Source organism: Bacillus changyiensis (assembly GCF_027706145.1).
Lineage (GTDB): Bacteria > Bacillota > Bacilli > Bacillales > Bacillaceae > Bacillus > Bacillus changyiensis.
Map to the genome: position 1 here is coordinate 1,162,158 of NZ_JAQFWW010000001.1, position 13,443 is coordinate 1,175,600.

The window sequence follows — 13,443 nt, forward strand, 5'->3', positions numbered from 1 at the left end:
CTATTGGAGCGAAAAAAAATCCTCTTCTTCATAATTGATTTTCGCTTTCTCAAAAACATGGTCTAGCTTTTCAACTGCCATCATTAGTTCGTCAGTAGCGACCGTTAATGGCGGCAACATTCTGATCACATTTGAACCAGCCGAAAGGACGAGCAACCCTTCACTTTGCAACTGTTCAATCACTGGTTGAACAGGTACTGTACATTCAATTCCAATCAGCAGCCCTTTTCCCCTCATTTCTTTTGTAAGCGGGTATTGAAGGAGCGTTTTCAGTTTCTCCTGAAAAAAATCACCCTTTGCTTTTACGGCTTCTAGAAAGCTTTTCTGAAAAATCGTTTCTAAGGTTGCATTTGCGGCAGTCATCGCCAACATATTTCCGCCAAATGTCGTTCCATGTGAACCTGGTGAAAAGGATGAAGCAAGATCTTTTTTTGCGATGATTGCCCCAACAGGGAATCCACTTCCAAGCCCTTTGGCAACAGTGATAATGTCTGGCGAAAGTCCTTGATGTTGATAACTAAAAGCTTTTCCTGTCCGACCGATTCCAGTCTGAACTTCATCAACAATAAGCAAGGCCCGTTTCTTTTTGCAAAAAGCTGCTACTTCTTGTAAAAATGCTTGGCTTGCCGGAATGACACCTCCTTCTCCTTGTATCGTTTCAAGCATCACAGCTGCAATGTCATCATTCATGAATTGATCTAACTCCCCTAGTCTATTAAAAGAAAGGTGATGAAAGCCTGGCAGCATTGGACCGAATCCCGTTTTAATCTTTTCCTGTCCGGTTGCTGCCATTGCTGCATATGTTCTGCCATGAAAAGATTTTTCAAATGAAATGATTGTCGTTTTTTGCGTATGTTTGCGCGCTAACTTAACTGCAGCTTCATTGGCTTCTGTTCCACTATTACAAAAAAACACAAGATCTCCTGCACTATGTTGGACAAGCTGCTCTGCAACCTTTTCCTGTAGGTCGTTCTGAAATAGGTTTGAGACATGCCAAACACGATCAAGCTGCTTTTTAAGAGGTGCTGTGACAATATCAGGACAGTGTCCCAAATTACAAGTCGCGATTCCTTGAATAAAATCAAGATAGCTTTTTCCATGTTCATCTTTTACAATTGTGCCTTTTGCTTGCTTAATTTGAATATTATTTCGGATATAGGTTTCAAATAAATAACTCATCTATACACCTTCTAATTGTCGTTTAATTTTTGTTCCAATCAACTTGTTTTTTGCCAGAAAAGACTCTTTTCCACTAATAATCATGACTTCATTGATGTTATTTGAAAGTGCTGCTATAGCGGCACGTACTTTTGGTATCATCCCTCCAGAAACAACACCATTGGCAATCAAGAGCTCTAGCTGTTCAGGAGTAGTGGAAGAAAGAAGATTCCCATCTTTCAAGATCCCTTTCACATCTGTGACAAATAGTAATTGATCAGCATGTAAAGCACCGGCAACCGCTGATGCTACCAGATCTGCATTCACATTGAGTTTCTCACCAGTCTCTGTCAATGATATTGGTGCGATAACTGGAATAAATCCATTGTCCAGCGCAATGTCAACGATTTCACTGTTTACTTTTTTCACTCGACCGACTTGGCCATATTCTTTTTCATTTAAATAATCAGCAAGAAGCAACTGACCATCTACCCCGGAAATGCCAACAGCATCCAGACGGTGTTTTATCAGCTCTGAAACAATAAACTTATTAATTGAACCTGTGAGCACCATCTCGGTCACTTCCAAAATAGCATTTGTCGTTTTTCGCTGTCCTTGGCTGAATTCTGTTTCAATGTTTAGCCTGCTTAGCATACTGGAGATCTCAGGACCTCCACCGTGAACGATCACAATCTTCCATCCTTGTTCAATCAATTCTCTTAAACTAGCAAAGAAGCTGACAGAGAGTTGACGTATCACGCTTCCACCGCATTTAAAAACGATTATTTTTTTCATTCCCTTCCCCTTTTTATGTGCGATAACTCGCATTAATTTTGACGTATTCATACGTTAAATCACAACCCCAAGCTACACCTGTTCCATGACCTTCATACATTTGCACCAAAATTTTGACTTCACTATTCTCTAAGTAGTTTTTAGCCAGCACTTCGGAAAATGGCTGTGGTTGACTGTTTTTAAAGAGGCACTGTCCCCCAAGATGAATTTCAACTTTATCAGCTGTAACAGACGCTGTACTGTCACCAATTGCGGCAATGATTCGACCCCAGTTAGCATCAGATCCATTCACCGCTGTTTTCACCAGATTAGAACCAACAATTTTTTTAGCCATCATTTGAGCTTCAAGATTGCTTTTTGCCCCTTTCACTTCGGCCTCGATTAAGGTTGTCGCTCCTTCTCCATCTCTTGCAATTTGTTTGGCAAGGTCTTCACAAACGAACTGTAAACCTTTTTTGAAAACCGACCAGTTTTCGTGTTTTTCATCAAGACAGTCATTTCCGGCACAACCATTGGCCATCACTAGAACCATATCATTTGTCGATGTATCACCATCAACAGTAATTTGATTAAAAGAAACATCTGTCAATTCTCTTAAAACTCTTTGTAGTGCACCTTCTTCTACACAAGCATCTGTCGTAACAAACCCTAGCATTGTTGCCATATTCGGATGAATCATCCCTGATCCTTTCGCTGCTCCGCCAATTGTCACGGTTTGATCATCGATCATCAGTTGATAGCAGGTACGTTTTGTAACGGTATCAGTTGTCAAAATAGCTTTTTCAAAATCGCTATGACTAGGCGCTATTTGCTCCAGAAGGCTGATTCCCTGATGAATTTTCTCCATATTAAGATATTGACCAATCACACCTGTTGAAGACACAGCGACTAGTTCAGACTCGATCCCAAGCATGTCAGCCAGTTTTTGACGCGTTTCGTAAGCATCAAGAAGCCCTTGCTCTCCGGTACATGCATTGGCATTTGCGCTGTTTACAATCACCGCTTGCAAATAGCTATCTTTTTTAAGGCTGTTTTGGGTGACTTTAATTGGTGCAGCTTGAAAATGACTTTGTGTATATACCGCCGCACTGACTGCCGGCGCTGAACTAAAAATCAGCCCTAAGTCCTTTTTCGAATAGCGCAGTCCGCAGTGTACACCTTTAGCAGAAAAACCTTTTGGTGATGCAACACTTCCATCAATTTTTGTCATATTTTTTTGGCTTACTTGAAACATGCTACTTCTCTCCTGTCTTATGGATAAATTGGCGCAAATTCAAGACCTGTCGTTTCACTCCAACCGTTCATGATATTGAAATTTTGAACAGCTTGCCCTGCGGCTCCCTTCATTAAGTTATCAATCACAGATACGACAGTCACTCTGTTCGTCCGTTCATCCGCACTAATTCCAATATCGCAAAAATTACTACCATACACTTCCTTTGTCTCTGGAAATTGTCCGACTTCTCTCACCCTGATAAAATAGGAATTTTGGTAAAAGTCAGAAAAAACAGTTTGTAATTCGTTTGTTTTCATGCTTGTTTTAAGTTCTGTATAAATGGTTGCCATAATTCCTCTTGTCATTGGCACTAAGTGTGTACTGAAAGTGATCGGTTGGAAAACCGGGATCCAGTACCTTATTGTTTGCTCGATTTCAGGTAGATGTTGATGTTCATTGACCTTGTATATTTTTAAATTTTCATTGACCTCAGAAAAATGTGTGCCGATGGAAGCTTTTCTTCCGGCTCCTGAAACTCCTGTCTTTGCATCAATAATGAGAAAAGATTCATTGATCAATCCATTTTTTATGAGCGGCGCTAAACCGAGAAGCGTTGCGGTCGGGAAACATCCGGGATTGGCTATGTATTTTGCAACTTTGATTTCATCATGATTCAATTCTGATAAACCGTACACAGCCTTTTCAAGAGCGGATTGTGGAGGTGCGGCATGATGATACCAACTCTCATAAACAGCTGCATCCTTCATTCTCAGATCACCCGATAAATCAATCACAGGTATGTCATAAGGCTCAAACTCAGCAATTAATTTGCTACATACACCTGAAGGTGCTGCCATAAATAAAAAGTCAATGTCAGCTACTATTTGTGCCGCTTCAATCGGTTCAAGCGTTTGCTCTGTTAGCTTTACAGTATGCGGATACTGTTTACAGTAGGTTGTTCCTTGATGCTTAGATGAATACAGTATACATTCATCTACATAAGGATGCCGTTTCATAATTCTCATCATTTCTGCTCCACCATAGCCAGTAGCTCCAATAATACCTACTTTCAAATTCATTCACCTTCTTCTGTACCGAGAAATTATTTAACATTATAACATGAATAAAAATTAATTCAATTGTATATTTAATTAATTTTGTCCAAAAATGAAGATTGGTCGTTTTAGAGTATATGAGTCCTTTTTCTTAAAGATTCAAATTTAATCCATTAAAAAAAGAGCCTGATCAAATGAGATCAGACTCCTTACCATTACCGAATACCAAGTGCAATTTTTGCATATCTAGACATTTTATCCTTCGTCCAAGGCGGATTCCAGACAATATGGACTTCCGTTTCTTTTACTTCTGGAATATCTGCTAGCGCTTTTTTCACTTCATCGACAATAACCGGCGCAAGCGGACACCCCATCGATGTCAATGTCATCGTAACATCCGTTTTGCCGTTTTCATCCATATCAACCTCATATACAAGCCCAAGATTGACAATATCAACACCGAGTTCTGGGTCAATGACTTGTTCTAGCGCACCCATCACGTTTTCTTTTAAAGCTTCATCCATATACCATCCCTCCTTTTCATTAGTATAACTTACATCATTTCAATTCTAAACGATTAGGTTTTTCACAAGTGTGATGCAAACCACATCACTGTTCGTAAAAGCCCTTCTCTTGACACTTTATGATCTGCATGTTTATCGGCAATGAACTGAAGAAGCTCAGGTTTTTCATGATCATGGTGAAGTTCATAAAAGCGGTAGGTTGGTGCAAACGGGACAGATTGATCCTTTTTTCCGTGCCAAAAAAGCAATGGTCTTTGCTTCAATTTTTCCGGTTGAAGTGTGAGATCAAATGGTTTCAATTTTTCACGTTGCTGTTCGATTTGTTCTTCAGTGATCGGAAGTTTGATTTGTTTTTCACGAATGCTTGACAGCTGCATATCGAAGAACTCCAGATAAGCTGGGGTACCCATCAGACTTACCGCAACTTTTATCCAGTCATATTGTGTTAACGCACCAAGGGTCACAATTCCACCCAAAGAGGTTCCAGCCATACCAATGCGACCATTTTCAATCAAATGTTCTTGCTCAAAATGGTTTTTCAACATTTCAAGTTCTTGAATTTCATTGATGACAATCTCCCAAAACTTAGCAGCAAACTCCTCTTGAGTCAGCTGTTCAGCCCTTTCTCCATGATAAGCAACTTCAGGTAAAATCACCCGCATTCCTTCTTCAGCAAGCAAGTATGCGTAATGGAGGTTATGCTCTTTTGCACTTGTAAATCCGTGTATAAAAAAAACAAGAGGGAGAGCCTTATCTTTTTGCCCCTCCTTTACAATTTGTAAAAAAGGGATGTTTGAGATTTCTTGTTTATCGATCACTATCACGTTCATTCTCTCCTTTTAGGGTATCCATTATCATCAGTTTAACATGTAGACAATAAAGAAGGTAAAAAGATACACTATAAATTAGAACGTTTAAAAAAATTACCGGATTAAAGGAGCCATTATGGAGACAAAACCATATTTAATCGCATTGGATTTAGACGGTACATTATTAAAAGATGACAAGACCATTTCTAAGAACGCACAAGAAGTAATTGGGCAGCTTAAAGAAAAAGGGCACCATGTCTGTATCTCCACAGGTAGACCGTACAGAGCAAGTTCGATGTATTATGACCAGCTGCAACTTGATACACCGATCGTCAATTTTAACGGAGCGTTTGTTCATCACCCGAAAAACGAGAACTGGGGGAGATTTCATACTTCACTTGACCTTGGCGTTGTCAAACAGATTGTTGAAGTGAGTGAATCATACAATGTCCACAATATCCTTGCCGAAGTCACTGATGACGTCTATTTTCATTACCATGACGAAAAATTAATTGACATCTTTACAATGGGTAGCCCCAATATTACAGTTGGTGATTTAAGAAAAAACCTTGGTGCTAATGTCACAAGTGTTTTGATCCACGCAAAAGAAGAAGATGTCCCATCAATACGTACTTATTTATCAGATGTTCATGCAGAAGTAGTCGATCATAGACGCTGGGCAGCTCCATGGCATGTCATTGAATTGATTAGAAGCGGTATTAATAAAGCAATTGGATTAGAAAAAGTAGCGAACTACTATAACGTGCCAAAGGAGCGCATTATCGCTTTTGGAGATGAAGATAACGATCTAGAAATGCTTGAGTTCGCTGGCTGTGGTGTGGCGATGGGTAACGGGATTGAAGGAGTGAAACAAATTGCCAACCATGTGACAACATCGAATGAACAAGACGGCATCGCTGTCTTTTTGAAGGATTATTTCTCATTATAATTTTATTTTTGCCATTCATAATACAAAATGAAAGATGCAAACTATATGTGACGATCTTTAAGATTGTCGAGCTCATGTTTAGGGGGCAAATAAGATGGGTAAACGAAGCAAGTCAAAAAGGTTTATTCAGCAAGGCAAAGATTCCATTAAACAGCATGCCGAGAGGTTCCCTTACCGTTCAACATTAGAAGAGGCCGAACAGCGTACCGGTCCGACAGAATGCGGAGGACTGTAACATGAGAAACGAATTGTTTCAAATGGCGAAACATGCCGTTCATGAAGCTGTAACAGCTGGTGAAGGCAATCGGAAAAGAGCGATTGAAAGGGCACAAAATGCACTTTCTTCAGCCTACGCCAATTCTACTGATCCAGAACGGCAAGAACTTCATGCCCTCCAGGATCAGCTTGAGCGGCTGTCCTGAAAAATCGAGGCGGGGGGAGTACCCCCTCGCCTTTGAATTAAATTTGCTTTTGAATTTGCCTTTTTGCTTCAACTACTTTACGATAAAATTCAAGTGAATCACGCAACATATCTTTTTCTTGTAAAAATTCGGCTACAACAACCCCATATTCCTCCATATCCGCATACATTCCTATTTTATTTAACGAGTTAAAAGTTTCCCTAAGTAAGTCGACATCAAATGATATGTACAACCCATAAATTAAATTCAGTTTTGTAAGATACTCACGATCTCCTAGTTCTTCAGCTTTAGCTTTACATTCAAAATACAAGTCTTCTGCTTCAGCCCTCTTCCCTAGTCTTGCTTTTATATATGAGAGGTTGAAAAGTGCTTTTGGTAAATAACTAGGCTGATCGTTTTTATAAAGTTCTACTGCCTTTGTGATGTGGTTTTCGGCTTTGTTGAGTTCTTCAAGTTGATTGTAACATAGCCCAATGTTTACATGTGACGAACCAATTAAATGATCTACTTTCAGTTCTTTAGCATTCGTAAGAGCTTGATTATTGTGATGCAATGCTTTTTCAGGTTGAAATTTATCCAACCAGTTACAAGCAATCATAAATTGGCACTGCACACGACGTTGACCATATGTAGGATAGTCTAAATAAATATGATAAGCACGATTTGCATAATACATAGAAAGATAAGTTTGTTTTAGATAGTAGTATGTTTCAGATAACTTGAAATAAAATTCCGCTTTTTCGACCTCTTCACAGTCAAACGATTCAAGCTGAGCTTCAGCATTTTTATAATAATGTATGGCATGCAATATCTCTTTTTGTCTAAAATGATACATTCCTGAAAAGAAATGATAATAGTATTCAAGCATCCCATTCAGGTTTTTCCCGCCTTTTGTTTTTCTCTTGATCTCTTGATAATCTTCATCTATTTCCATATTTCTTGCAGAATCTGGGCAAAGGTAATCAAGCATCAGTTTATGACGAAATTCTAGCAGAGAATAGTATATTAGTGCGTCTTGATTTTCTTCCATCACCTGAATTTCCAGCTTCACTTGCTCTTTCATATCTTCAGCGATTTTTAGCCAATCATTTTTTAAAGCGACATACCAATGGTTCATTTTTGTAGCAACTAGATCATAAGGTATTACAGTTTCATTTTCCAAGTTTCCAAAGCCTCCATTCTTATTTAATAATATGTGGTTTTAAGTGAATAGCCATTCTTGTTTACAGATTTTATTCATTTTTTCGAATATTTATCCGAAAAATTCTTTTCTTTCCAAAACCCCTCATCATCATATCCTATAATTTGGTTTACATACAATAAAATACAGCATTTGTTTAGCTAAATTTAATGTTGAAATACATCGTGTTCATTACCCTTTTTTACTGAAAATCATCATATCAGATATTAGACTTAAAACAGCACTGGATAAGGGACTGTTTATATGTCGCAAAATCTGAAGAAAAACAAATTTGAAGATAAGTCTCATAACATTGATCGAATCGATTAAAAGACTATTTTACACTTGGCTGATAGTCAATATTTAAATCTGAAAAAATTGCGAAATCTAACCCATATCTTCTTCCTGCTGTTGCAGGTGTTCTTTTTATTTGTCATTGCGCTTTTTTTGTATATGTACTTTGCTTAGTTCGTCTATTCTGAAAAAGAATGTCTTAGTAAGTGTAAAAACGACAGAATGATGTTCTTTTTGGGGGATTTTCATCCAAGGGCTTTCCGAATTAATTACTCCTTATTAGAATCTCAATAACATTTGTAAGCAATCGAAAAGTCATGATGTCTACTGAATAATGCTTCCAATTCATATAAATGCCACAGACACTTCCCTTTTTTCGTATGTTGCCATATAACCTCTACTGTCCCCAATTATTAAGGACTTTCCCACATTGAATGATGTACACAAGCGCATATAAAAAACTGTCGAGAGTTTCTCTCGACAGTTTTTTATCCGATTATTTCACGGTAAAGGTTTTTCTTTCTTGAAGGGTAGAAAGTTCCGCTCTTCCCAGGAATGTTACGTTTACACTATATTTGCCTGGGCCAGGCACTGATGTCCATACATCTTTAAAATCATATGATTCACCGGGTTTTAAATTCATGGTTTCCAAAACTTGTGTAAATACTTTTCCTTCTGAATAGCGATACACTTCATTGCCTTTTTCATCAACTACTGTCAGTTCGAATTTTTGACCGCTCTTAAAGTGAAATTCAACCGTTTTATCCGTATTGTTCTTAACCGACATATTAAATTCAACTTTCCCCTGTTTTTGTACAGGCTCTACAGATAATACAACACCTTTACTCATTTCCCCTGTTACCTCCTTGTCAGGATGATTCTCCCCAATTTGATTGCATCCTCCGACAAATAGCAGCATGATCATTGCAATTAGTCTCATAAATCCCCCCTTTAATCTTTGCGGAAAAACCCTAAGACTGCAGTTGTTTGAACAACATTGGTAAATGCGTGCGGATCAACCTCTTGAATAATTTTTTCTAAATCATATAATTCATATCTTGTGATCACGATGACCATCATCTCTTTTTGTTCATTGGTAAATGCGCCTTTTGCCGGAACAGTCGTAATTCCTCTGACCATTTTTCCGTAAATCGCTTCCTTAATCTCATCCGCTTTCTTTGTTACAATCATCACTGTCAGTTTAGCGTGACGGGTGTGAATGGCATCGATAACCCTTGTTGTCACATAAAGTGTTACAAGTGTATACAATGCTTTTTCCCAGCCATTCATTAATCCTGCTGTTAAAATGATCGCTCCGTTTAATATAAAGAAGTAGGTGCCAACTGGCTTATCTTTCCACTTTGCTAAAATCATCGCGATGATATCGAGACCACCTGTTGAAGCCCCGTATTTTAGTGTCAGACCGACACCAATCGCAGAAATAACACCGCCAAAAACAGCATTTAGCAAAATGTCGTTTGACAATCGTACTTCAGGCACCATTCCCAGAAAAATCGTTGTGAGCGCAACACTTAAAATACTGTAGACTGTAAATGAACGGCCGACCTTCATCCAGCCCAATATACCGACGGGAATATTTAAGAGAAACAAAAGTGTTCCCGTTGAAAAATAAATTGGACTGTATTGATCTAATGCACTTGACAAAAGCTGTGCAACACCCGTAAAGCCACTTGCGTAAACATCAGCAGGGATGAGAAATAAATTTAAACCGATGGCATTTAATAAGGCGCCAATGATGACAATAAACATTTTTTTTGCTTCCGCTATGACCATTTTTTGAGTTCCTCCGCTTAATCTATATATATTTGGTTTACCCTATAAACATTATTTTGAAAACGTCAAAATCAAATAATATGATATAGTTGTTCTAAAGTCGTCACAAATCCGATACCCATTCATCAAAAAACACTGTGATGGTGAATGGATATGTATTGGAAAATTCATCTTTTTACGAAAGAAGGGGTTCACATGACTGTTCACCTTTTGGCTGACAGTGCGGCAGATTTGCCTAAACAATTTTATGATCAACATCATATTTCTTTCATTCCTTTACGGGTATTTCTCGACGAAACAGAATATGAAGACCTTGTTTCAATTCAGCCTCATGACGTTTATGAAGCGATGCGCAACGGAAAAGTACCTAAAACCTCACAGCCATCTTTACAAACCTTTAAAGATGTCTTTAGCAAACTTGCGGAAAAAGATGCTACCGCATTATATATCGCTTTTTCTTCAGAGCTTTCCGGTACATACCAGACAGCTGTGATGGCGGCAAACGAAATCAAGGAAGAGTTTCCCAACTTTGATCTTCGGATCATTGATTCAAAGTGTGCTTCATTAGGTTACGGACTTGCGATAAAATATGCGCTTCAACTTAGTACTGACGGCAATACAATACAAGAAATTGAAGCGTCTGTAAAGGATTTTTGCAAATCTCTTCAACATATTTTTACCGTAAATGATTTGAATTATTTGGCAAGAGGCGGCAGAATTAGTAAAACATCCGCTTTCGTCGGAGGACTTTTAAATATTAAGCCTCTGTTGCACGTTGAAGACGGTAAATTAATTCCGCTGGAAAAAATCAGAGGGAAAAAGAAACTGATCAGACGAATGATTGAACTAATGAGAGAAAGAGGTCTTGATTTAAGCAATCAGACAATCGGTATTAGCCATGGGGATGACATCGAAACAGCTGAAGAGTTTAAACAGCTGATTGAAGCTGAATTTCATCCGAAGGAAATCATCATCAACATGATCGGTTCGGCCATCGGTGCTCATTCTGGACCTGGGACATTGGCGATCTTCTTTCCTGGGAATAAAAAAAGCTAAGCCTGCTTGCTATAAGCAGGCCCCTTATCACGTTTCTTCAGTGATCACTGGAGAAATTCCATCACCTAAAAAATTTTCAACTGCATAACCCGTGTTACTCCCCCCTGAGCCTTCTACCGTTTTTGACACCATGATTGGAGTAATTTGATATGCCCCGCCAAAATTAACAATTCCTCCGTCCGCAACATTCTCAATACAAATGGAACAACAATGTTTCATATCATGCCTCCTTTTTCAGGTCATAGTTATATTTATGCTCTTTTTTTAAGAAATCTTAAACTTAGCGGTAAAAACATAGCCTACATAGAGAGCGCTAGAATGGACAATCTAAAAGGAGGAGGTTATGTGTCATGAAAGATGATGATAAAAAACCGGTTGACAACAATGCTGTCAATCAGCAAAAAAACCGGCTCGCTGAAAAAAACAGACAAGCCGGTAAGCACCAGAACTCAAAAAAACCGCATCATTTATAAAACAAGTGGCGGCGTCAGCAATGCACGCCGTCACACCTATTTTTTCTCGTATGTCCAGCCGTCTTCCTGATAAATTCGCTCTTGTTTCATGAGACGGCCGAGCGCTCTTTTGAATGCCGCTTTGCTCATATTAAAACGCTCTTTAATATCATCTGGATCACTTTTATCCCAATATGGCATTGCACCATTTCTCGATTTGATATATGCCAAGATTTCTTCGGCATCAACTGACATGGCATCTTGCTTTCTCGGGAGAAGTGATAAATTGACAGAGCCATCTTCTTTTACTTGAATGACCCTTGCCGTCACCTTCTCTCCTAGTCGCGGTTCTTGTTTTCTTTCCGATGGATGAATAAACCCTCTAATGCCACTATCAGAAATAACAAAAGAGCCTGAAGCGGTCAAACGATAAACGGTTCCAGACAGCTCTTTATTCATCAGATCAGGTGTCGCTTCGCTAAACAGCTCGCTAATTTTATCTTCGGGAGCTGGTTTAGCAAACATTCTTCCATGACTTGTGATCTTTAACATACAATATAGCCTATCACCAGTTTGTGGCCAAACCGACTCATATGGTGGAAGATGTTCTGTAGCGACTAAGGCATCTTTTGAAAGTCCAACATTTACGAAAACTCCCATATCACTTACGGCATCCACAACATCGACCCAACCATATTCATCAGCACTAATTAGGGGTTTTTTCATTGTTGCTGCCAGACGCCCCTCATGATCTGCATATAAAAAGACAGTGACTTCTTCCATGTCTTCAATATCTTCCGTTATCTCACTACGATGCAGAAGAACGTTTTTTTCTCCATCAGTTAAAAAGTATCCATAATCCACTTGATGATCTATTTCTAATGTTAATTGCTGTCCCGGTCTCATGCTTACTCTTCCTTTCTTATTTTCAATACTCCAATTATATCCATATGATATTTAAACAAAACGACTCATGATTGGAAGTTTCATCTTATTCTACTATAATTAACTCATAAGATAAAAGGATGGAGGTTTTTTTAGGATGGCCAAAGAAAGTTCATTTGATATTGTATCAAAAATTGAAATACCGGAAGTACAAAATGCAATTCAAACTGCCCTAAAAGAAATTGGGACCCGCTACGATTTTAAAGGATCAAAAAGTAGCATTTCCCTTGACGGGGAAGAACTTGTACTCATATCTGATGACGAATTTAAAATGAATCAATTAAAAGACGTTCTCATCGGCAAGCTAATTAAGCGAGGTGTCCCAACAAAAAACATCGACTATTCTAAACTGGAAAATGCTTCAGGGGGAACAGTCAGACAACGGGGGAAACTTGTTCAAGGAATCGATAAAGAAAATGCCAAAAAAATCAATACACTGATCAAAAAATCGGGACTTAAAGTCAAATCTCAAGTCCAAGATGATCAAATCCGTGTAACCGGAAAAAATAAAGATGATCTTCAGCAAATCATCGCTATGGTGAAGGAAATCGATCTCCCCATCGATGTTCAATTTATAAATTTTCGATAAATTCAAAATTTACTGTTGATTATTGCTTTATTTTTCGGTAAATTGAATAAAAGTAATCAAATAAGTTCTTATCAAGAGAGGTAGAGGGACTGGCCCAGTGAAGCCTCAGCAACCGGTGTATGACCAAGGTGCTAAATCCAGCAAGCATGATGCTTGAAAGATGAGAAGACAGACCAGGTACTAAAAAGTCTTCTTCCTTTAGAAG

The 13,443-nt window shown here is 38.5% G+C and carries 17 protein-coding genes and 1 riboswitch; of the genes, 6 read left to right on the plus strand and 11 right to left on the minus strand.

Annotated elements, in window-relative coordinates; all coding sequences use genetic code 11:
• From PDT38_RS06085 to PDT38_RS06110, 6 genes are all read right to left on the minus strand, one after another.
• Positions 1–1,179 carry an acetylornithine transaminase gene (locus PDT38_RS06085; RefSeq protein WP_270799756.1) on the minus strand — a complete coding sequence of 393 codons (1,179 nt, stop codon included), beginning with the start codon at positions 1,177–1,179 and terminating at the stop codon, positions 1–3.
• Positions 1,180–1,953, minus strand: coding sequence for an acetylglutamate kinase (gene argB, locus PDT38_RS06090; RefSeq protein ID WP_270799758.1), 774 nt, complete (start codon positions 1,951–1,953; stop codon positions 1,180–1,182). It lies immediately after the preceding gene.
• A 13-nt stretch (positions 1,954–1,966) separates the two neighbouring features.
• Positions 1,967–3,187 (minus strand): bifunctional ornithine acetyltransferase/N-acetylglutamate synthase, encoded by a 1,221-nt coding sequence (argJ, locus tag PDT38_RS06095; protein ID WP_270799759.1) that lies wholly within the window; start codon positions 3,185–3,187, stop codon positions 1,967–1,969.
• A 17-nt stretch (positions 3,188–3,204) separates the two neighbouring features.
• Complete coding sequence (gene argC, locus PDT38_RS06100) at positions 3,205–4,242, minus strand: N-acetyl-gamma-glutamyl-phosphate reductase (protein ID WP_270799760.1); 1,038 nt, start codon at positions 4,240–4,242, stop codon at positions 3,205–3,207.
• Positions 4,243–4,439: 197 nt separating this feature from the next.
• A complete protein-coding gene (locus tag PDT38_RS06105; RefSeq protein ID WP_270799761.1) occupies positions 4,440–4,748 on the minus strand; it encodes a metal-sulfur cluster assembly factor in 309 nt (102 codons plus the stop codon).
• Positions 4,749–4,810: 62 nt separating this feature from the next.
• Positions 4,811–5,572, minus strand: a complete 762-nt coding sequence (locus PDT38_RS06110; RefSeq protein ID WP_270799764.1) for a prolyl oligopeptidase family serine peptidase — start codon at positions 5,570–5,572, stop codon at positions 4,811–4,813.
• Positions 5,573–5,693: 121 nt separating this feature from the next.
• On the opposite strand from PDT38_RS06110, the gene PDT38_RS06115 reads away from it, so the two are divergent.
• From PDT38_RS06115 to PDT38_RS06125, 3 genes are all read left to right on the plus strand, one after another.
• On the plus strand, positions 5,694–6,506 hold the full coding sequence (locus PDT38_RS06115) for a Cof-type HAD-IIB family hydrolase (protein WP_270799766.1): 813 nt from the start codon (positions 5,694–5,696) through the stop codon (positions 6,504–6,506).
• A gap of 94 nt (positions 6,507–6,600) precedes the next feature.
• Positions 6,601–6,741 carry a hypothetical protein gene (locus PDT38_RS06120; protein ID WP_172294070.1) on the plus strand — a complete coding sequence of 47 codons (141 nt, stop codon included), beginning with the start codon at positions 6,601–6,603 and terminating at the stop codon, positions 6,739–6,741.
• 1 nt (position 6,742) lies between these two features.
• Entirely contained in the window at positions 6,743–6,928 is a 186-nt protein-coding gene (locus PDT38_RS06125) for a DUF3813 domain-containing protein (RefSeq protein ID WP_270799768.1), read from the plus strand.
• Positions 6,929–6,965: 37 nt separating this feature from the next.
• Here the strand turns inward: PDT38_RS06125 and PDT38_RS06130 are convergent, their stop codons facing one another.
• From PDT38_RS06130 to PDT38_RS06140, 3 genes are all read right to left on the minus strand, one after another.
• Complete coding sequence (locus PDT38_RS06130; RefSeq protein ID WP_270799771.1) at positions 6,966–8,090, minus strand: Rap family tetratricopeptide repeat protein; 1,125 nt, start codon at positions 8,088–8,090, stop codon at positions 6,966–6,968.
• 808 nt (positions 8,091–8,898) lie between these two features.
• A complete protein-coding gene (locus PDT38_RS06135) occupies positions 8,899–9,342 on the minus strand; it encodes a BsuPI-related putative proteinase inhibitor (RefSeq protein ID WP_270799773.1) in 444 nt (147 codons plus the stop codon).
• A gap of 11 nt (positions 9,343–9,353) precedes the next feature.
• The gene (locus PDT38_RS06140) at positions 9,354–10,196 is read right to left on the minus strand and encodes a YitT family protein (RefSeq protein ID WP_270799774.1); all 843 of its coding nucleotides are present in this window, start codon (positions 10,194–10,196) and stop codon (positions 9,354–9,356) included.
• Positions 10,197–10,391: 195 nt separating this feature from the next.
• Between PDT38_RS06140 and PDT38_RS06145 the strand changes: the two genes are divergently transcribed.
• On the plus strand, positions 10,392–11,252 hold the full coding sequence (locus PDT38_RS06145; RefSeq protein WP_270799776.1) for a DegV family protein: 861 nt from the start codon (positions 10,392–10,394) through the stop codon (positions 11,250–11,252).
• Between the two features lie 27 nt (positions 11,253–11,279).
• On the opposite strand, the gene PDT38_RS06150 is transcribed toward PDT38_RS06145, so the two are convergent.
• Positions 11,280–11,471, minus strand: a complete 192-nt coding sequence (locus tag PDT38_RS06150; protein ID WP_270799778.1) for a spore germination protein — start codon at positions 11,469–11,471, stop codon at positions 11,280–11,282.
• A 131-nt stretch (positions 11,472–11,602) separates the two neighbouring features.
• Between PDT38_RS06150 and PDT38_RS06155 the strand changes: the two genes are divergently transcribed.
• Positions 11,603–11,725: a DUF3941 domain-containing protein gene (locus PDT38_RS06155; protein ID WP_270799779.1), complete on the plus strand. Its 123-nt coding sequence runs from the start codon at positions 11,603–11,605 to the stop codon at positions 11,723–11,725.
• A gap of 36 nt (positions 11,726–11,761) precedes the next feature.
• On the opposite strand, the gene PDT38_RS06160 is transcribed toward PDT38_RS06155, so the two are convergent.
• The gene (locus PDT38_RS06160; protein ID WP_270799780.1) at positions 11,762–12,610 is read right to left on the minus strand and encodes a CvfB family protein; all 849 of its coding nucleotides are present in this window, start codon (positions 12,608–12,610) and stop codon (positions 11,762–11,764) included.
• 136 nt (positions 12,611–12,746) lie between these two features.
• On the opposite strand from PDT38_RS06160, the gene PDT38_RS06165 reads away from it, so the two are divergent.
• Positions 12,747–13,238: a YajQ family cyclic di-GMP-binding protein gene (locus PDT38_RS06165; RefSeq protein ID WP_270799782.1), complete on the plus strand. Its 492-nt coding sequence runs from the start codon at positions 12,747–12,749 to the stop codon at positions 13,236–13,238.
• A 65-nt stretch (positions 13,239–13,303) separates the two neighbouring features.
• Positions 13,304–13,405, plus strand: a riboswitch (SAM riboswitch).
• Positions 13,406–13,443: the final 38 nt, after the last annotated feature.